Raw genomic sequence first — 18,954 nt, 5'->3', positions numbered from 1 at the left:
GGGAGGAAGAGATGTCGGGGATGCTGGTCGGTGAATTGATCCTCTGGCTCATCGTCGCAATCGTCGCGATCGTCATCATCGTCTATGTGGTGAACTGGCTCTACCACCGCTCATCGAAGGAAACCTCCTTCGTCCGGACCGGTTTCCTCGGCGAACGCGTGGTGATCAATGGCGGCGCCTTCGTGCTGCCGTTCATCCACGACTACACGCCGGTGAACATGAACGTGCTGCCGATGGGAATCGTGCGCTCCAGGCAGGATGCCGTCATCACCCGCGACCGCATGCGCGTCGACATCGAGGCCGACTTCTACGTCCGGGTGCAGGCGACCCGTGAGGCCGTCTCGATCGCCGCCGCCACGCTCGGCCGCCGCACCATGGAGCCCGAACAGCTGCACACCCTGCTCTCCGGCAAGTTCATTTCCGCAATCCGCTCGGTTGCTTCCGAGATGACGATGGAGCAGATGCACGAGCAGCGCGGCGAATATGTCGCCCGCGTCAAGGCCAATGCAGCCGAAGCGTTGGCGCAGAACGGTCTCGAGCTCGAGTCGGTCGCGATCACGGATCTCGACCAGACTGACCTCGAATATTTCAACCCCTCGAACCGCTTCGACGCCGAAGGCCTGACCCGCCTGATGGAGGACATCGAGGCCAAGCGCAAGCTGCGTAACGACATCGAGCAGGACTCGATGATCAAGATCCGCTCCCGCAACCTGGAGGCCGAGCGGCAGGCACTCGACATCGAGCGCGAGAGCGAGACCGCCCGCCTCGAGCAAGAACGCGACATCGAGATGCGCCGCGCCCTGCAACGCACCGAAGTCGCCCGCGAGCGCGCGCTGCGCGAGACCGAGGCCGAGCAGGCCCAGATCACCGCACGTGAAGCCATCGAGAAGGCCCGTATCGCCAATGAGCAGGCCATCACCGAAGCCCGGATCGCGTCGGAACGCGAGACCCGGCACCGGGAGATCGAGCGCACCCGCGCGGTCGAAGAGCGGGAGTTGCTGGCGCGTGAGGAGATCGAGAAGGCAAGGATCGCCAACCAGCGCTCGGTCGACACCACGCGCATCGCTTCCGAGCGTGAGGTCCGCCAGCGCGAGATCGAGCGGATGCGCACGGTGGAGGAAGCCGAGATCGCCGCCCGCGAGTCGATCGAAAAGGCCCGCATCCAGCAGGACCGCGTCGTCACCGATGCCCGCATCGCCAATGAGGAAGAGACCCGCCGGCGCGAGATCGAGCGCACCCGTGCCGTCGAGGAGGCCGAGATCGCGGCCCGCGAGGCCACCGAGAAAGCGCGCATCGCCCAGACCATGACGGTCAATGTCGAGCGCATCTCCTCCGACGAGCGCACCCGCGCGCTGGAGATCCAGCAGGTGCGGACCATCCAGGAAGCCGAGATCGAGGCCCAGAAGTCGGTCGAGGCCGCCCGCATCATCAGAGAGAAGACGCTTGCCGCCGAGCGCATCGCCGCCGATCACACCACGCGCAAGCTCGAGATCGAGCGCAACCAGGCGATCGAGATCGCCGGGATCACCGCGCGCGACGCCACCGAGGCGTCGCGGATTGCGCAGGAGGAACATGTCCGGGCGCTCGAGATCGCGCGCACCCGTGCGATTGAGGAAGCCGACATCGCCTCGCGCGAATCGATCGAGGCGGCGCGCATTTCGCAGGAAAAGTCGGTCGCCGCGCAGCGCATCCGTGCCGAGCGCGAGACCCGCGCGCTCGAGATCGAACGCACCGGAGCCATCGAGGCCGCCGAGCTGAAGCGCCGCGACGCGGTCGAGCGGCAGCGGATCGATGTCGAGCTGGCGCTGGAAAGCGAGCGGATCACCTCCTCCAGGACCCGCGAGGTGCTCAACATCGACCAGAAGCGAGCGATCGAGCTCGCCGACGAGGAGCGCGTGATCGCGCTCGCCGCCAAGCGTTCGGAGCGGATCGATGCCGACCGGCAGGTCAAGCAGGCCGAGATCACGGCCCTCAAGGAGGTCGAGACCACCGATGTGACTCGCGAGCAGGCGCTGGAGGCGGCGCGCATCGAACGGCGCCGTTCGATCGAGCAGCTCGAGGTCGCCCGCAATCAATCGCTGCAGGAGGCCGAGATCGCGGCGCGTGAAGAAGTGGAGCGCGCCCGCATCGCCTCCGACCGCGGCCTCGACGAGGCCCGGATCGGCCGCGAACGCGAGCTGCGCAAGCTCGAGGTAAACAGGGAGAAGGACGTCGAAACCGCCTTGATGGAGAAGGCGATCGCGCTGCACCAGAAGTCGCTGGAGGAATCCGCGGCGCGCGCTGCCGCCGAGGACGCAAGGGTCCATGCCACCGAGGCGGCCGAGCGCGTCGTTACCGCGCGCGAGAGCGAGATCGCCAAGCGGCGTAAGACCGTCGAGGTGCTGCTCGCCGAGAAGCAGGCCGAGGAAACCAGGATCGCGGCCGGGGCCGAACGGGTCCGTGCTACGGTCGAGGCCGAGGCCCAGCGCCTGCTCAACGAGGCCGAGAACGTGCTGACCGACCAGGCGCGCTACTCGCTGTTCCGCCGCAAGCTGCTCGACCGGATCGAGGGCATCGTGCGCGAGAGCGTCAAGCCGATGGAGAAGATCGAGGGCATCCGCATCCTCCAGGTCGACGGGCTCAACGGCAATGGCGGCGGTTCCGGCCGCAGCGCCACCGACGAGGTGATCGATTCGGCGCTGCGCTACCGCGTGCAGGCGCCGCTGATCGACTCGATCCTGTCGGATATCGGCGTCGAGGGCGGCAGCCTCGCGAAGATGCCCGGCCTGATCCGCGAGGCCCGGGACATGCAGGGCATCAAGGACTCCGCACGCAAGAGCGGCGCCGACGCCAAGCCGGCAGCGCCCGAGGGCGGCGGCGAGCCGCGCCCCGAACGCACGCCGCGCAAGAAGGACTGAGCTCGCAACATGGCACGGGTTTACGTCTCTACTGTCGTCAACGCCCGCAACGACCGGGTCTGGGCGCGCGTCCGTGATTTCAACGGGCTGCCGAACTGGCACCCTGCGATCGCCGAAAGCCGGATCGAGGGCGGCGAACCCTCGGACAAGATCGGCTGCGTCAGGGATTTCCGCCTGCGCAACGGCGATCGCATCCGCGAGAAGCTGCTCGGCCTGTCCGACTACGACATGTTCTGCACCTACTCGATCCTGGAATCGCCGATGGGCGTCGAGAACTATGTCGCGACGCTGCGGCTGACACCGGTCACCGATGGCGACCAGACGTTCATGGAGTGGACCGCCGAGTTCGACTGCGCGCCGGAGCGCGAGGCCGAGCTTGTCAACAATATCGGCGGCGGTGTGTTTCAGGGCGGGTTCGACGCACTGAAGCGGGCGTTTGGGGGGTAGCGAAAATGCGTAGGTCAACTTTTTCCACGCAGACGGTCCACCTCTCCCCCTGCGGGAGAGGTCGGATCGCATCGCGAGATGCGATCCGGGTGAGGGGTGGCAGTCTCTCGAGGGACCTGAGCCCCCTCACCCGCGCCTCCGGCGCGACCTCTCCCCGTTGGGGAGAGGTGATACGCGCGGCCGCATCGATGCAAACGCGAGATATTGGAAGCTGACCGTGCCGCACATCGTCAAGAGCACAATCCTGGATGCGCCGACCGACACCGTCTGGGCCGTGCTGCGCGATTTCAACGGCCATGACCGCTGGCACCCCGCGGTCGCGACCAGCGGGATCGAGCGGGCACAGCCGTCCGACAAGATCGGCTGTGTCAGGCGCTTCAAGCTGAAGGACGGCTCCGAGCTGCGCGAGCAGTTGCTCGCGCTATCCGACCTGGAGCAGAGCTTCAGCTACTGCCTGCTCGATACGCCGATCCCGATGTTCAATTACGTGGCGCATGTTCGCCTGCTGCCGGTCACCGACGGCGACCGCACCTTCTGGCACTGGGAGTCGCGCTTCACGACGCGGACCGAGGACAGGGACCGCATCACGCACATGGTTTCGGAAGACATCTACCAGGCCGGCTTCGACGCCATCCGCCGGCATCTGAAGGAGGCCGCGTAAGCGGGGAAGGACATCATGCCAGTCACGGTGAAGACCTTCACCAGCACCCATGACGCCGCGGCGGCGCTGTCGTCGGACCGCAGCGCCCGCTATCTCGGCGGCGGCACGCTGGTGATGCGGGCGCTGAACGAGGGCGACATCTCGATCTCGACCGTCGTGCGCGCCAGCGACCAGACGATGACGCGGATCGACGCGTCCGGCTCGCGCATCACGCTCGGCGCCGGCGTCACCTTCGCGCGGATCCTGGCCGAGCGCGATCTCGGCTTCCTGCACGGCCCCGCCCGCTCGATCGGCGGACCGGCGGTGCGCAACATGGGCACGGTCGGCGGCAATTTGTTCGCGCCGGTGCCGTATGGCGACTTCACGGTCGCGATGCTTGCGCTCGATGCCGTCGTGTCGGTGCAGGGCGGGCTTGGCGGCCGCGAGATCGCAATCGAGGAATTTTTGCAATCGCGCGACCGGCAGGCCGGCGTGCTGGTGCTCGCGATCTCCTTTGCCAAGCCGGGCAGCACTGAGGCCTTCCGCTACCGCAAGATCGCGCGGATCAAGCCCAAGGGCGGCGCGGTGATCACGCTCGCGGCGCATCTGCCGGTCAACGGCAGCCGCATCGTCGGCGCCCGCGTCGCGCTCGGCTCGATGGCGCCAACCCCGATCCGCGCCCGCGCCGCCGAGCGCGCGCTGGAAGGACGCTCGCTCGACACGTCCACGATCAATGCGGCTGCCGCGGCAGCCGTCGAAGGAACTTCCCCCGGCGACAATGCGCTCGCCAGCGCCTGGTATCGCCGCGAGATCGTCGGCGTCCATCTCAGGCGCCTGTTGTCCGGTCGGGAATAGATCGTCATGGCCAAGACCCCTCTGCAATTCAGCCACAACGGCCGCGACGTCGCGATCTTCGTCGACGGCGGCACCAATCTCCTGGTCGCGCTGCGTGAGCTGATCGGCGACATGACGCCGAAGTTCGGTTGCGGCCAGGGCGGCTGCGGCACCTGCAGCGTGCTGATCGACGGCGAGCTGCACCTCTCGTGCCTGACGCTGGCCGAAACGGTCGCCGGCCGCTCGGTCGAGACGCTCGACGGCATCAAGGACGGCCCCACCCTGCACCCGCTGCAACGCGCCTTCGCTGACAATTTCGCCGCGCAGTGCGGCTACTGCACGCCGGGCATGCTGATGGCCGCCAAAGCGCTGCTCGACCGCAATCCGCAACCGAGCCGTGCGGAGGTGGTCGAGGCGATCTCCGGCAATATCTGCCGCTGCACCGGCTATGAGCCGATCATCAACGCCGTGCTATCAGCCGCTTCCGGCGGCCGGGCCCGCGCGTAAGGGAACAATGCCATGCTGGAATTGCGCAAGGACCTCTTCGCCGACGAGCGCGACGACAATCTGAAGGAGATCGGCAAAGGCACGCAGCGCCAGGACATGCTCGGCCATGTCACCGGCACCTCGCCCTATTTCGACGACCACAAGCTGCAAGGCATGCTGCACCTGAAGGTGGTCCGCAGCGCCCATTCTCATGCGCGGCTGCGCCGCATCGACACTTCGGAGGCCGAGCGGTCGCAGGGGGTGCGACGCGTGATCCGCGCCTCCGACGTGCCGCGCAATTTGAACACGCTGCTCAGCCTGATCAATTTCGGCAAGGACGATGAGCCGTCGCTCGCGGTCGACAAGGTGCGCTACAAGGGCGAGCCGATCGTCGCCATCGTCGCCGACAGTCCGCGCGAGGCGTTTGAAGCCATTGCGAAGGTCAAGATCGACTATGAGCCGCTGCCGGCGGTGTTCGACGTTGAAGACGCGCTGAAGCCCGGCGCGCCCGTGGTCAACGAGGTCTATCCCAAGAACACCTTCACCTATCACGAGACCTATGATCGCCAGCAGTTGCGCTTCGGCGACGCCGACCGCGCCCTGGCCTCGGCCGACCATGTGCTGGAGCAGCGCTACCAGATGTCGCCGATCGAGCACGCGCCGACCGAGACCAACGGTTCGATTGCCGCACCCGACACCAACGGCCGCTACATCGTCTACACCTCGACACAGGCGCTGTTCTTCTCGGTCGACACCTGCGCCAAGATCCTCGATGTGCCCTCCAACACCTTCCACTTCATCGGCGGCACGGTCGGCGGCGGGTTCGGCGGCAAGGTCGATACCTTGACCGAGCCGCTGTGCATTCTCGGCGCGATGCTGACCGGGCGCCCGGTGCGCTACGTGTTCGGGCGCGAAGAGGAGATGCAATACGGCCCGCCGCGCGGTGCCGAGCGCATCTACATCAAGGACGGCGTGATGCGCGACGGCCGCGTCGTCGCCCGCAAGGTGCGCGCCTATTTCGACAGCGGCGCCTATACGCGGCTGTCGAGCTATGCGGCGGTGAAATGCGCCGCCCATCTGCCCGGCCCCTACACGATCCCGAACGTCCATGGCGACGTCTACTGCGTCTTCACCAACCGGACGCCCGCGACCGCGATGCGCGGCTTCGGTGTCACGGCGATGGATTTCGCCATCGAGTGCCAGATGGACAAGCTCGCGCATCTGGTCGGCATGGACCCGATGGAATTCCGGATCCTCAATGCGTATCGCGACGGCGACATGAAGGCGCACCGCCGCGAGGCCAAGAACACCGCGCTGATCGAATGCGTGCAGGTCGCCGCCGAGAAGGCCAAATGGCCGCTCCGCGAGGAGTTCAAGCGGATGTCGTCGCGCAAGGATGGTGGCGGGATCCGTGCCGCCGTGACGCTGACGCCGCGGGAACCGCACGCGTCGGCGGCCGCACCGGGCCAGCAGCGCACGACGTATGACCGCGCGCCGGCCGCGACCCGCGAGCCGCCACCGCCGCCCTCTTCAACGCCACCATCACCTCCGCCACCGCGGCAGGCCTCGCCGTCGCATGGCGCCACCCGCTTCTCTTCCGTCTTCGGCACCAGGAGGCGCTGACCATGACCCGGCATCGCGGACGCGGCATCGCGTCAGTCAACTATCCCATCGGGATGAATCTCGGCGGCGACCCGAGCCAGGCGCTGGTGCACTCCAACCCGAGCGGCAAGTTCACCGTGGCGCTGTCCTCGATCGATCTTGGCCAGGGCATGAAGTCAGTGACGCGGCAAATCTGCGCCGAAACGCTCGGCGTGCCGGTCGAGGACGTCTATGTCGACACCGCGGATTCGGACACCGGGCCGCATTGCATGGGCTCGTTCGCCTCGCGCGGCACCCACCGCGTCGGCAACGCGGTGATGGCGGCGGCGCGGGAAGCCCGTGGCGTGATGATGGAGGCGGCCGCCGAGGAGCTCGAGGTGAACGCCGCAGATCTCGAGACCGACGGCCGCGGCAACATCCACGTCAAGGGTGCGCCGCACCGCTCGATCTCGACCAAGGACGTCGCGATTGCCGCGCAGTTCAAGCAGGGCAAGACGATCTCCGGCCGCGGTATCTTCCTGGTGCCGCTGTCCGACGTCGACCCCGAAACCGGCGAGATGTCGCCGGCGACCTGTTATGCGCATGCCTGTCTCGTCGCGGAGGTCGAGGTCGACGACGAGACCGGCGAGGTCGACATGGTCAGGATGGATTCTGCCTATGAGCTCGGCCGCGCGCTCAATCCGCGGCTGGTCGAGCAGCAGCTGGTGGGCGGCGCCTGGATGGGTGTCAGCCACGCGCTCTACGAGACGCCGGAGCCCTATTATCCGGAGCCGGTGCATGGCCCGCGCGATTTCGTCGAATACCTGATGCCGGGCCCCGGCGATATCTGCCCGCACGACATTGCGGTGCTGGAACGCCCGGCGCCCGACGGCCCGTTCGGCGCCAAGGGACCCGGCGAGATGTGCGCCAATCCGGTGTTGCCCGCGGTCGCGAACGCGATCTTCAATGCAGTCGGCGTGCGTATCGACGACCTGCCGATCACGCCGGAGAAAGTGCTGCGCGCGATCAAGGCGCAAGGCGGCGCACGGCCGCAACCGCGGCGCTGAGGTCTCTTCATGCCGGTCCGCAGCAACATTGTCGGTATCGACAGCCCCGAGGCGCTGGAGAAGGCGCTGCGCGCGGCCTATTACCTCGCCGACGACGGCATCGCGACCGCCTCCTATCTCTCGCTCGCGCTCGGCAAGCCGCTGCTGCTCGAGGGCGCGCCGGGTGTCGGCAAGACCGAGGCCGCGAAAGCGATCGCCGCCGTGCTCGGCCGCAGGCTGATCCGCCTGCAATGCTATGAGGGCATCGACGCATCCGCCGCGCTCTATGAGTGGAACTATCCGCGCCAGATGCTGGCGATCCGGCAGGCGGGCGAAGAGAGCATCGACATCTATGGCGAGTCCTTCCTGATCGAGCGGCCGATGCTGGCCGCGTTGCGCGCGCCGGATGCGACCGTTCTTCTGATCGATGAAATCGACCGTGCCGATCAGGAGTTCGAGGCCTTCCTACTCGAATTCCTCTCCGACTTCCAGATCTCGATCCCCGAGCGCGGCACCGTGCGCGCCACCGAGCATCCCGTCGTGGTGCTGACCTCGAACCGGACGCGCGATCTGCACGAGGCGCTGCGGCGGCGCTGCGTCTATCACTGGATCGATTATCCGAATGCCGAGCGCGAGGCGCGGATCGTGATGATGCGGGCCTCCAGTGTCGCCGAGGCGACTGCCCGCGCCGTGGTCGCCGCGGTCGGCCGGCTGCGCCGCGAGCCGCTGAGCAAGGCGCCGGGGGTTGCCGAGGCGGTCGACTGGGCGGAGGCCGCAACCCTGCTGCACAAGGGGGGCGCGCGCTGGCCTGATGCGTTCAAGCGCTCGATCGGCGTTGCGCTGAAGGACGAAGAGGACCTGCATTTCATCTCGCCCCGGCTTGATGCGATCATAGCGGAGGCGGCCGCGTGAGCGACGACCTCAAGCTGCCGCACGCCGCGCAAATCTTCGTCACCTTTGTTGCGCTGCTGCGCGCCAACGGCTTCTCGGTCGCACCGGAACAGACGGCGAGTTTTCTCGCGGCGATCGAACTGCTCGGACCGCGCAGCCTGGAGCACATCCGTCAGGCCGGGCTTGCGACGCTGGCGCCGCCGCCGGAGCGCCGTGCAACGTATGACCGGCTGTTCGACATCCATTTCCGCGGCACTGATGCGATCGAGCAGGCCGAGGGCGAGGACGAGGAGACCGTTCGCCTGCAGGAGGAAGGCCGCGGCGAGGACGAGCCGCCGCTTGCCGATGAGGCCAACGAATCCGGCCTCGCCGCGGCGCGCGCCGAGGCGCTGGTCGAGCGACGATTTGCCCAGACCGCGACCAGCGATCCGCTGCGCCGGCTGGCGCGCGAGGCGGCACAGCGGCTGCCGCGTCGCCGCGGCCACCGGCGACGGCGTGCGAGGAGCGGCCCGTTCGCCGACCTCCGCCGCACTCTACGTGAAAGCGTGCGCAATGACGGCGAGGTGCTGCGGCTCGGACGGATGCGCCGCCGCCACCGCCCGCGCAAGATCCTGTTCCTGATCGACGTCTCCGGCTCGATGAAGGCGCGCACCGAGGAGAACATGCGGCTGGCGCACGTGCTGGTGCAGGCGGCCGGCAATGTCGAGGTGTTCACCTTCGGCACGCGGCTGACCCGCGTCACGCCGGCGCTGCGGCTGAAGCGGCGCGAGCAGGCGCTGAATGCGGCCTCCTTCCTGGTCAGCGACTGGGACGGCGGCACAAGGATCGGCGACGCGCTGCAGGCCTTCCTCGCCGTGCCGCGGTTCGGCGGATATGCCCGCGGCGCCGCGGTGGTGATCGTCTCCGACGGTCTCGAACGCGGCGATCCGGCCGCGCTGCGCGATGCCGTCGCAAAGCTGTCGCGCCGGGCCTGGCGCGTGAGCTGGCTGACGCCGCTGGCGACATCGCCCGGATTCAAGCCGCAAACCGAGGCACTGATCGCGATCCAGCGCTTTGTCGATGATCTCGTGGACGGCGGATCGAGCGCGGCAGTGGTCGCGCATCTGCTGTCGCTTGGAACAAGGAGAGCTGCGTGACCGGCATTGTCGACGCACATCATCACATCTGGCGCCAGGCCGATCTCGCCTGGCTGTCCGGCCCGATGCGGCCGCGCATCTTCGGCCCCTACGAGCCGATCCGCCGCGACTATCCGATCGAGGAATATCTCGACGACCTCAAGGGCGCCGGCGTCACCCGCTCGGTCTATGTCCAGACCAACTGGCCGAACGGCCAGTTCGAGGACGAGGCGGCCTGGGTGCAGCAGACCGCCGATCAGCACGGCTGGCCGCACGCGCTCGTCGCCTATGCCGATTTCACCGTCGACGACGTCCGTCCGCAGCTCGATCGGTTGAAGCGTTATCCTCTGGTGCGCGGGGTACGCATGCAGCTACACTGGCACGAAAACCCGCTCTACCGCTTCGCGGCCCGTCCCGATCTCTGCACCGATCCGGTGATCCGGCGCAATGTCGGCCATCTCGCCGACTATGGCTGGAGCTTCGACCTGCAGGTGTTCGCGCCGCAGATGGCCGATGCGGCCGGCCTCGCCGAGGCCTGCCCCGACGTGACGTTCATCCTGCAGCATGCCGGCATGCTGGAGGATCTGTCGCCGCAGGGCCGCGCCGCCTGGCGCGCCGGCATGGCCCGGCTCGCACAATGTCCCAACGTGGTGTCGAAGCTGTCGGGGCTCGGCACCTTCATCCATCGCAACGATGCCGCGCATATCACCGGCGTCATGATCGACACGGTCGCGATCTTCGGCGCGGACCGCTGCCTGTTCGGCTCGAACTTTCCGATCGAGAAGCTGTGGAGCAGCTACCGCGATCTCATCGACGCCTTCAAGGCGGCCGCCGAACGGCTCAGCCGCGAGCAGCGCGAGGCGATCTTCAGCACAACGGCGGCGCGGGTCTATCGGCTGGGGCCATAGGCGCGCTGCGGACGAACATAACAACGAACACGAATTGGGAGGGAGAAAGATGCCGTTGGAGATCAAGATCCTGGACTATGGCGATATCGAGCTGGAATCGAGCTTCCTCGTGCTCGGGCACAATTGCGGCCGCACCCGCCGAGTGCTGACGCTCGGCTTCCTGATCCTCGGCGGCCCCTACCCCGTGCTGGTCGATACCGGCTATCGCTCCAACCAGATCATGGAGACGCTCGGCATGCGCGGCCTCCAGTTCCACGAGAACATGATCGAGAACCAGCTCGCCCGCCACGGCGTGCGGATGGGCGACGTCCGTTTCGTCTGCCACACCCATCTGCACATCGATCATGCCGGCAAGGACGATCTGTTCCCGATGAACACGACCGTCGTCGTCAACCGCAAGGAGCTGGAATATTCCGTCTCCGGCCTGATGCACCCGCAATATCCCGCGCCCGACATCAAGCACCTGATCGACCGCCTGCACACCAAGAGCGCGCTGCGCTTCCTCGACCTCGAGATCACCGGCCCGGTCGAATTGATGCCGGGCGTCTATTGCGACGCCGCCAACGCCCATACCGAAGGCTCGATGAACATCCACGTCCACACCGCCGACGGCATCGCGACGATCTGCGGCGACGTGATCTATGATTTCAACGACCAGATCGTCACGCCGTTCAACGAAATCCAGGACGCCGAGCCGCGCACCACCGGCAATCACGGCACCAGCAAGCGCGCCGAGAAGGCCGCGATCAAGAAGCTGCTCTCCAGCTCGCGCTATCTGCTGCCGGTGCACGATCGCCCGGCGAAGATCGAGGGCGGCATGGTGGTCGGCCGGCTGCATGACCAGGTGCCCGGGCCCGTCGTCCAGAGCCTGCCGCAACGCAACTGGTTTCCGGCGTAACAGCGAGGACGAACGCGATGACGCATGTCACGCTGCGCGCGGAGTTCGAAGACCTGATCGACCCCTACGCGCCGGTCGGTCAGGTCGGCACGGGCTTCGATTTCACGGAAGGACCGATCTGGCATCCGCTCGATCATTTCCTGCTGTTCTCCGACATGCCCGGTGACGTGCGCCGGCGCTGGGATGCACGGCGCGGCGTGGTCGAGGTCAAGCGTCCGTCGAACAAGTGCAACGGCATGACCTATGATGCCGACCTCAATCTGATCGTCTGCGAGCACGCGACCTCCTCGCTGATCCGTGAGCGGCCCGACGGGCGGCGCGAGGTGCTGGCCTCGCATTACGAGAACCAGGAGCTCAACAGTCCGAACGACGTCTGCGTGCATTCCTCCGGTGCGATCTATTTCTCCGATCCCTGGTACGGCCGGATGCCGGTCTATGGCGTCGAGCGGCCGCGCCAGCTCGGCTTCCAGGGCGTCTACCGCGTGCCGCCCGGCGGCGGCGGACCGAAACTGCTGGTCGACCGTTATCTGTTCGAGCAGCCGAACGGACTGTGCTTCTCGCCCGACGAGCGCATCCTCTATGTCAACGACACCGTGCAGGCGCTGATCCGCGCCTTCGATGTCGGCGCCGACGGCTCGCTCGCCAATCCGCGCGTGTTCGCCTCCGGCATCCGCTCCGAGCTCGAGCCCGGCCTGCCCGACGGCATGAAGTGCGACCAGCGCGGCAATGTCTGGGTCACCGCACCCGGCGGCGTCTGGGTCTATTCGCCCGCCGGCGACCTGCTTGGCAAGGTCCGCCTGCCCGAGCTCGTCGCCAACCTCGCCTGGGGCGGCGCCGATTTCCGCACGCTCTATCTGACCGCGACCCATTCGGTGTACGCGATCCCGACCAAGGTCGGGCCGCGCCATGAGCCCTATATGAGCGGCAAGCGCGGCGCGGCGAGTGCCGCATCATCCGCACCTGCGCCTAACCTGACTGCCGGCGAGATGCAGATCGATCCGCATCGCTGCGCGATGATCATCCAGGACATGCAGAACGACGTCATCATGGATGGCGGCGCGTTCGCCTCTTCCGGCGCGCCGGCCCATGCCCGCCAGCAGCACGTCGTCGAGAATGTCCGCCGCGTCGCGGAGGCCGCCCGTGCCCGCGGCGTCGCCATCATCCACGTCTGGTTCGTGGTCGAGCCGGGCGCGCCCGGCGTGACGCTGAATGCGCCGTTGTTCGAGGGACTGGTCGACAGCAAGGCGATGGTGCGCGGCAGCTGGGGCGCGGCGCCGGTCTCCGGGCTCGAGCCGCGCCCGGGCGATTTCGTGGTCGAGAAGATGCGGATGAGCGCCTGGGAAGGTACCCGGCTCGAGACCATCCTGAAAGCCACCGGCCGCGACATGATCATCAACACTGGGGCCTGGACCAACATGTCGGTCGAGCACACCGCGCGCACCGGCGCCGACAAGGGCTATTTCATGATCGTGCCGGAGGATTGCTGCTCGACCATGAATGCCGACTGGCACAACGCCGCGATCAACTTCGCGCTGCAGAACGTCTCTGTCGTGACCAACGCCGACACCGTCATCAAGGCGCTCGGCTGAGGAGGCGCAGTGCCGAAGCTGCTTCACGTCGCCTGCTCTCCCCGCGCCGATTCGGAATCGGCAGCCGGAGCGCGCGTCTTTCTCGATCGCTTCCGCGAAGTGCGGCCGGACTGGGAGATCGACGCGATGAACCTGTGGCGCGAGCCATTGCCGGAGTTCGAGGGGTATCTGCTCGAGGCGAAATACGCCCGGATCGGCGGCAAGACGTTCACCAATTCGCAACACGACGCCTTTGCCGTCGCCGAGCGCCTGGCGCTGCGGCTGTCGCTGGCCGACCGCGTGCTGATCTCGACGCCGATGTGGAATTTTTCCATCCCCTACAAGCTCAAGCAGTGGCTCGATGTCATCATCCAGCCCGGCCTGACCTTCCGCTTCGATCCGGCGTTAGGTTATCTTCCGCTGCTCAAGGACCGCCCGACGGTCGTGATCATCGCCAGCGGCAGCGACTTCGTCACCGGCATGAACCGCCGCCGCATCGACATGGCGACGCCCTATCTGCGTGAGGCGCTGCGCTTCATCGGCGTCAGCGACGTCCGCTTCGTGCCGATCGGCCCGACCACCGGGCCTGCGGAGCCGATCCGCGCGGCGCGCGAGGCCGCGCACCGCCGGCTCGCGGAGATGGCGGGGCGGTTTTGAGCTACTCTCACCGCATCGTCGTCCCTGCGAGAGCAGGGACCCATAACCACAGGGTCGTGTTGTTGAAGCGAGCTGCGGCCCCAGCTCAGCAAGAGCAATTCGCATTTGTGGTTATGGGTCCCGGGTCGCGCTTCGCTTGCCCGGGACGACACCAAGTTTGTTGCACGGCCGGCGGACATACATCCGCATTCTCGCGACAGCGCCAACACTCGCTACGTTTCCGTCGGCGAAAACACGAGCCTGCACAACAGTCCCGGTGCGTTGTCGCGCAATTCGATGCGCGCGCCGTGCAGACTGGCGACCGCCGCGACCAGGCTGAGGCCGAGGCCGTTGCCTGGCGTATAGCGGCTTTGCTCGAGCCGATAGAAGCGCTTGAAGACGCGATCGTGCTGCTCGGCTGGGATGCCGGGGCCGTCGTCGGCGACCGAAATCACCGGCCCGCCCTCGTCGTTGTCGCAGGTCACGGTCACCCGTCCGCCCGGACGGCCATGCTTGATGGCGTTGTCGACGAGATTTGCGATGGCGTCGAACAGGAGGTCGCGATCGCCGGTGACCAATACTGCCGGATCGCCCGCTAGGTCGAGATGGGTGGTGACCTCTTCGGCGGCGGCATCGTAGAGCTCGACCACCTCGCCTGCGATCTCGACGAGATTGACGGTGCGGAACGCGCCCTTGCGCGCCCGCGTCTCGATCTCGGAAATCCGCGTGATCGACGCGAACATCCCGAGCACCGCGTCGAGATCGGCGATGGTGTCGCCGATCAGCGCCGCATCGCCCTCCCCGTTGCGCGGGGCGTGATAGGCCTTCTCGAGCCGGCCGCGCATGCGGGTCAGCGGCGTGCGCAGGTCGTGGGCGATATTCTCGCTGACCTGCTTGACGTCGCCCATCAGGGTCTGGATGCGATCCAGCATCAGATTGAGGTTCTCCGCGACGCGATCCCATTCGTCATGACTGCCATGGAGCGGGATGCGCTGGTCGAGGCCGGAGAGCATGATGGCGCGGCTGGTCGCATTGATCGACTCGATCCGGCCGACCGTTCGCCGCGTGACCCCGATGCTGGCGGCGGCCGCAAGGCCGATGATCAGCACGACGACCGCGATCCCCGCGGCCCTGATCTGCGCCATGAAGCCGTCGAGATCGCTGATGTCGCGGCCGACCAGCAACCGATCACCGCCTGGCAAGGTCTTCGTCACGGCGCGCACGAGCGCGGTTCCCGAAGGCAGCCCTGGCAGCGAGGTCCGAAATTCCGTCCATCCGTCCCCAGCGGTGTCGGCCGGCCATTGCTTGAGATTTCCCGCGAGCACCACGGAGCCGGTGCCAACCAGCAGATAAACCTGATCGCCCTTGTTTGCGATGCGTTGCGCGATCAACGCGGTCAGGCCATCGCGGCCGGACCGCGCATAGGCATCATCCAGGCTTGCCTGCTCGGTCATGATGGCGCGGTCGGACCTGTCGCGCACATAGGACAGCGTCGACCAGTAGACATAGGCGAAGATCGCGGACACGATGAGGCCGAACGTACCGATCGCGATCAACGCCAGGCGGAACGTCGACGATCTGAGGGTCTTAGCCAGGAGCACGGAGGCAGTACCCGATGCCGCGGATCGTGTGGATCAGCGGATAGGCTTGCTGGTCGTCGACCTTGCGGCGCACCCGGCCGACATAGACGTCGATGATGTTGGTGGAAGGATCGAAGTGCAGGTCCCACACGTGCTGCAGCAGCATGGCGCGCGACACCACGCGGCCTTCGTTGCGCGCGAGATATTCGAGCAGCTGAAATTCCTTCGGCAGCAGCGGAATCTTGCGGCCGCGGCGGCTTGCCGTCCGCGCGATCAGATCAACCGCGAGATCGCCGACCCGCAGGATGGTCTCCTTGGCAACGGTCTCGCTGCGGCGGCCAAGCGCCTCCAGCCGCGCCAGCAGTTCGACAAAGGAAAACGGCTTGACCAGATAGTCGTCGCCGCCGGCGCGCAAGCCGCGTACACGATCATCGACCTCGCCGAGCGCACTGATGATCAGGAACGGCACCGCGATGCCGTCGTCGCGCATCTGGCGCATCACCGTGATGCCGTCGATGTCGGGCAGCATGCGATCGATCGTGATCACGGCATAGTCGCGTGCCGCCCCCTGGCTCAGCGCCTCGCGGCCGTTCGCCGCCAGATCCACGTCATAACCGCTGCTGGTAAGCTCCTCGACGAGCTGTCCCGCGGTTTCCGGATCGTCCTCGACGACGAGAATGCGGCGGTGAGCTCCGGTCATGGTCTTGAACTCTCCGAGTTGTCCTGAACTCCCCGAGTTCTCAAACTCTCCGAGCGCCCCGCAACGGTCGCCGCCAGACTATCCCATTCCGGGGCTGGATGGAACGCCTGGCGACGGCCGCGACAACGGTGCGGTTCGTTGGGCGATCACCAATAGTCCCCGCACACATTGACCCATTGCAGACCGTACGACGTCCATACCCTGCGGTAGCAGCCGTCATAGTAATCGGCATAGATGGCGGGCCCGCCGAAGAAGGCGAAGCGATGGAAGCGGTGGTGGTGGAAGAAGCCGCCGTGATGGAAGAAGTGCGAGCCGTGGAATCCGGCGCCGGCGAATCGCGGGCCGAACGCGGGAGAACCTGCGAAGCGCGCGCCGCCAAAATGCCCACCGGCAAAATGCCCAACGCCGCCCATCGCGGCGAATGCCGCGCCGCCACCACGCATACCTCCACCGAAGCCACCGCCATGCATTCCGCCGCCAAAGCCGCCACCATGCATGCCGCCACCCATGGCGCCACCGAAGCCACCGCCGTGGCCGCCACCGAAGCCACCGCCGCCGCCATGTCCGCCGCCGCCACCACCGCCGCCCCTGGCGAGGGCTGCAGGTGCCAGCGCAACGCTGACGGCGAGCGTCGCTGCCGTGAGAAGCGTGAAGAGCCTGTTCGTCATGAAATCCTCCCTGATTGGGACCGCGGCGAACCTCGTGCCGCCGCATGCAGAGGATGACCAGAAGACGCAAGCGTGAGGCCGACTTCAACTGACAAATGCGCCAGATTCTGACGCCGGATTTAGGATTGGCGAACGCGCCGGCACGCGCGGCAAATGGCTGGATCACGGCCACGACTGCGTTGGCCGAGATCGACGGATATTTGGCTGAAATCAGCGGATAGCGCGCGTTGAATCGATCCGCCGGGTTTCTTAATCCTCGACCCGTCCGAGAACAACGATGTCGTCGAGAGCGCGTAGGCCCGGTTCACAATCTGTCGATCACCGGGGTCTCGCCTCCTCGCCGGCCATAACCCGATCCGCGATGCAATCGCCCCTCGCCCGGCCTCTCCGCGGTGGCGGGACGACGCGTGCCGACTTTCAACAAGGAGCTTTCGATGAGCGACGAGATCAAGAAGCCATTCCTGACCCACGCCTCCGGCGCACCCGTTGCCGACAATGTGAACATCATGACGGCGGGACCGCGCGGGCCGGCGCTTTTGCAGGATGTCTGGCTGATCGAGAAGCTGGCGCACTTTCACCGCGAAGTGATCCCGGAGCGTCGAATGCACGCCAAGGGCGCCGGCGCGCACGGCACCTTCACCGTCACCCACGACATCACGCGCTACACCAAGGCTAGCATCTTCTCGGAGATCGGCAAGCAGACGCCGATGTTCGCGCGGTTCTCCACCGTTGCCGGCGAGCGCGGCGCGGCGGACGCGGAGCGCGACATCCGCGGCTTCGCGCTGAAATTCTACACCGACGAAGGCAATTGGGACGTGGTGGGCAACAACACGCCGGTGTTCTTCTTCCGCGATCCCCTGCGCTTCATCGACCTCAACCACGCGATCAAGCGGCATCCGCGCACGGGCGTGCGCGAGCCCGACATGAACTGGGACTTCTGGACGCTGCTGCCGGAAGCGCTGCACCAGGTCACCATCGTCATGAGCGAGCGCGGCATTCCGAAGAGCTTCCGCCACCAGCACGGCTTCGGCAGCCACGCCTACAGCATGATCAATGCCAACAACGAGCGCGTCTGGGTGAAATACCATTTCCGCACCCGGCAGGGTGTCCAGAACCTGACCGACGCCGAGGCCGAAGCACTGATCGGCAAGGACCGCGAGAGCCACCAGCGCGATCTGTTCAATAACATCGAGCGCGGCGACTTCCCGCGCTGGACGCTGTTCATCCAGGTGATGACGGACGCGCAGGCCAGGGCCTTCCCGTTCAACCCGTTCGACCTGACCAAGGTGTGGCCGAAGGCGGATTATCCCCTGATCGAGGTCGGCCATTTCGAGCTCAACCGCAACCCGGAGAACGTCTTCGCCGAGGTCGAGCAGGCGGCGTTCACGCCGGCCAATGTCGTGCCCGGCATCGGCTATTCGCCGGACAAGATGCTGCAGGCCCGCCTGTTCTCCTATGGCGACGCGCAACGCTACCGGCTCGGCGTCAACCACCACCAGATCCCGGTCAACGCGCCGAAATGTCCGTTCCACAGCTATCACCGCGATGGCGCGATGCGCACCGACGGCAATCTGGGCGCCACGCTGACCTACTGGCCGAACAGCCACGGCGAATGGACCGACCAGCCGCAACTGAACGAGCCGCCGCTCGAAATTGTCGGCGCGGCGGCACATTGGGATCACCGCATGGACGACGACCACTGGCAGCAGCCGGGCGATCTGTTCCGCAAGATGAATGCCGCACAAAAGCAGGCGCTGTTCGACAACACCGCCCGCCAGGTCGGCCAGGCGTCGAAGCACATCCAGGAACGGCACGTTGCGAATTGTAGCAAGGCCGATCCCGCCTACGGCAAGGGCGTGGCGGACGCGCTCGCGCGGTATGCCAAGGGAGAGCTGTAGCCGGGACAGCCCATCCGCCCCGTCATCCCGCGCAATGGCGTAGCCATTGTCGCTGGAGGTGCGAGCTCTTGCGAGCCTCGAAGGATGCACGGCCCCGTCTCCGGCCGATTCATCCTTCGAGGCCCGCGCCGCGGGCACCTCAGGATGACGGGGACGGCTTA

17 protein-coding genes are annotated in these 18,954 nt (G+C 66.7%); 14 read left to right on the top strand and 3 right to left on the bottom strand.

Going from position 1 to position 18,954, the window contains the following annotated elements:
• The first annotated feature begins 11 nt into the window (after positions 1–11).
• From HU230_RS01465 to HU230_RS01405, 13 genes are all read left to right on the top strand, one after another.
• Positions 12–2,897, top strand: coding sequence for a flotillin family protein (locus tag HU230_RS01465; RefSeq protein WP_176533285.1), 2,886 nt, complete (start codon positions 12–14; stop codon positions 2,895–2,897).
• A 9-nt stretch (positions 2,898–2,906) separates the two neighbouring features.
• Positions 2,907–3,344 (top strand): SRPBCC family protein, encoded by a 438-nt coding sequence (locus HU230_RS01460; RefSeq protein ID WP_092124412.1) that lies wholly within the window; start codon positions 2,907–2,909, stop codon positions 3,342–3,344.
• A gap of 217 nt (positions 3,345–3,561) precedes the next feature.
• The gene (locus tag HU230_RS01455; RefSeq protein WP_176533286.1) at positions 3,562–4,005 is read left to right on the top strand and encodes an SRPBCC family protein; all 444 of its coding nucleotides are present in this window, start codon (positions 3,562–3,564) and stop codon (positions 4,003–4,005) included.
• A 15-nt stretch (positions 4,006–4,020) separates the two neighbouring features.
• Positions 4,021–4,839: an FAD binding domain-containing protein gene (locus HU230_RS01450; protein ID WP_176533287.1), complete on the top strand. Its 819-nt coding sequence runs from the start codon at positions 4,021–4,023 to the stop codon at positions 4,837–4,839.
• A 6-nt stretch (positions 4,840–4,845) separates the two neighbouring features.
• A complete protein-coding gene (locus HU230_RS01445) occupies positions 4,846–5,325 on the top strand; it encodes a (2Fe-2S)-binding protein (RefSeq protein ID WP_176533288.1) in 480 nt (159 codons plus the stop codon).
• Between the two features lie 12 nt (positions 5,326–5,337).
• Positions 5,338–6,927 carry a xanthine dehydrogenase family protein molybdopterin-binding subunit gene (locus HU230_RS01440; protein ID WP_176533289.1) on the top strand — a complete coding sequence of 530 codons (1,590 nt, stop codon included), beginning with the start codon at positions 5,338–5,340 and terminating at the stop codon, positions 6,925–6,927.
• Positions 6,928–6,929: 2 nt separating this feature from the next.
• Positions 6,930–7,952, top strand: a complete 1,023-nt coding sequence (locus HU230_RS01435) for a xanthine dehydrogenase family protein molybdopterin-binding subunit (RefSeq protein WP_028333322.1) — start codon at positions 6,930–6,932, stop codon at positions 7,950–7,952.
• A 9-nt stretch (positions 7,953–7,961) separates the two neighbouring features.
• The gene (locus tag HU230_RS01430) at positions 7,962–8,843 is read left to right on the top strand and encodes an AAA family ATPase (protein ID WP_176533290.1); all 882 of its coding nucleotides are present in this window, start codon (positions 7,962–7,964) and stop codon (positions 8,841–8,843) included.
• The gene (locus HU230_RS01425) at positions 8,840–9,958 is read left to right on the top strand and encodes a vWA domain-containing protein (RefSeq protein WP_176533291.1); all 1,119 of its coding nucleotides are present in this window, start codon (positions 8,840–8,842) and stop codon (positions 9,956–9,958) included. The genes HU230_RS01430 and HU230_RS01425 overlap by 4 nt, the downstream gene beginning before the upstream one ends.
• A complete protein-coding gene (locus HU230_RS01420) occupies positions 9,955–10,845 on the top strand; it encodes an amidohydrolase family protein (protein WP_176533292.1) in 891 nt (296 codons plus the stop codon). Before HU230_RS01425 ends, HU230_RS01420 begins: the two co-directional genes overlap by 4 nt.
• A gap of 49 nt (positions 10,846–10,894) precedes the next feature.
• Positions 10,895–11,743 (top strand): MBL fold metallo-hydrolase, encoded by an 849-nt coding sequence (locus tag HU230_RS01415; protein WP_173641088.1) that lies wholly within the window; start codon positions 10,895–10,897, stop codon positions 11,741–11,743.
• A 17-nt stretch (positions 11,744–11,760) separates the two neighbouring features.
• Positions 11,761–13,332, top strand: coding sequence for an isochorismatase family protein (locus tag HU230_RS01410; protein WP_176533293.1), 1,572 nt, complete (start codon positions 11,761–11,763; stop codon positions 13,330–13,332).
• A 9-nt stretch (positions 13,333–13,341) separates the two neighbouring features.
• Positions 13,342–13,968 carry an FMN-dependent NADH-azoreductase gene (locus tag HU230_RS01405; RefSeq protein ID WP_176533294.1) on the top strand — a complete coding sequence of 209 codons (627 nt, stop codon included), beginning with the start codon at positions 13,342–13,344 and terminating at the stop codon, positions 13,966–13,968.
• A gap of 212 nt (positions 13,969–14,180) precedes the next feature.
• Here the strand turns inward: HU230_RS01405 and HU230_RS01400 are convergent, their stop codons facing one another.
• The 3 genes from HU230_RS01400 to HU230_RS01390 form a co-directional block, all read right to left on the bottom strand.
• Entirely contained in the window at positions 14,181–15,548 is a 1,368-nt protein-coding gene (locus tag HU230_RS01400; RefSeq protein ID WP_176533295.1) for a sensor histidine kinase, read from the bottom strand.
• Complete coding sequence (locus tag HU230_RS01395) at positions 15,535–16,227, bottom strand: response regulator transcription factor (protein WP_176533296.1); 693 nt, start codon at positions 16,225–16,227, stop codon at positions 15,535–15,537. The genes HU230_RS01400 and HU230_RS01395 overlap by 14 nt, the downstream gene beginning before the upstream one ends.
• A 146-nt stretch (positions 16,228–16,373) precedes the next feature.
• Complete coding sequence (locus HU230_RS01390) at positions 16,374–16,895, bottom strand: hypothetical protein (RefSeq protein WP_176533297.1); 522 nt, start codon at positions 16,893–16,895, stop codon at positions 16,374–16,376.
• 434 nt (positions 16,896–17,329) lie between these two features.
• On the opposite strand from HU230_RS01390, the gene HU230_RS01385 reads away from it, so the two are divergent.
• Positions 17,330–18,793: a catalase gene (locus tag HU230_RS01385; RefSeq protein ID WP_176533298.1), complete on the top strand. Its 1,464-nt coding sequence runs from the start codon at positions 17,330–17,332 to the stop codon at positions 18,791–18,793.
• The last annotated feature ends 161 nt before the right edge of the window (positions 18,794–18,954 follow it).

The organism is Bradyrhizobium quebecense (genome assembly GCF_013373795.3).
In the GTDB taxonomy this organism is placed as follows: domain Bacteria; phylum Pseudomonadota; class Alphaproteobacteria; order Rhizobiales; family Xanthobacteraceae; genus Bradyrhizobium; species Bradyrhizobium quebecense.
Note: the sequence above shows the minus strand (reverse complement) of the source record. Positions and strands in the feature narration are given on the sequence as shown.

Excerpts from the sequence above, each read along its gene's own strand:
- HU230_RS01440 (WP_176533289.1), top strand. The coding sequence starts at position 5,338 with ATGCTGGAATTGCGCAAGGACCTCTTCGCCGACGAGCGCGACGACAAT.
- HU230_RS01465 (WP_176533285.1), top strand. The coding sequence starts at position 12 with ATGTCGGGGATGCTGGTCGGTGAATTGATCCTCTGGCTCATCGTCGCA.
- HU230_RS01460 (WP_092124412.1), top strand. The coding sequence starts at position 2,907 with ATGGCACGGGTTTACGTCTCTACTGTCGTCAACGCCCGCAACGACCGG.
- HU230_RS01390 (WP_176533297.1), bottom strand. The coding sequence starts at position 16,895 with ATGACGAACAGGCTCTTCACGCTTCTCACGGCAGCGACGCTCGCCGTC.
- HU230_RS01450 (WP_176533287.1), top strand. The coding sequence starts at position 4,021 with ATGCCAGTCACGGTGAAGACCTTCACCAGCACCCATGACGCCGCGGCG.
- HU230_RS01430 (WP_176533290.1), top strand. The coding sequence starts at position 7,962 with ATGCCGGTCCGCAGCAACATTGTCGGTATCGACAGCCCCGAGGCGCTG.
- HU230_RS01435 (WP_028333322.1), top strand. The coding sequence starts at position 6,930 with ATGACCCGGCATCGCGGACGCGGCATCGCGTCAGTCAACTATCCCATC.
- HU230_RS01395 (WP_176533296.1), bottom strand. The coding sequence starts at position 16,227 with ATGACCGGAGCTCACCGCCGCATTCTCGTCGTCGAGGACGATCCGGAA.
- HU230_RS01415 (WP_173641088.1), top strand. The coding sequence starts at position 10,895 with ATGCCGTTGGAGATCAAGATCCTGGACTATGGCGATATCGAGCTGGAA.
- HU230_RS01410 (WP_176533293.1), top strand. The coding sequence starts at position 11,761 with ATGACGCATGTCACGCTGCGCGCGGAGTTCGAAGACCTGATCGACCCC.
- HU230_RS01445 (WP_176533288.1), top strand. The coding sequence starts at position 4,846 with ATGGCCAAGACCCCTCTGCAATTCAGCCACAACGGCCGCGACGTCGCG.
- HU230_RS01385 (WP_176533298.1), top strand. The coding sequence starts at position 17,330 with ATGAGCGACGAGATCAAGAAGCCATTCCTGACCCACGCCTCCGGCGCA.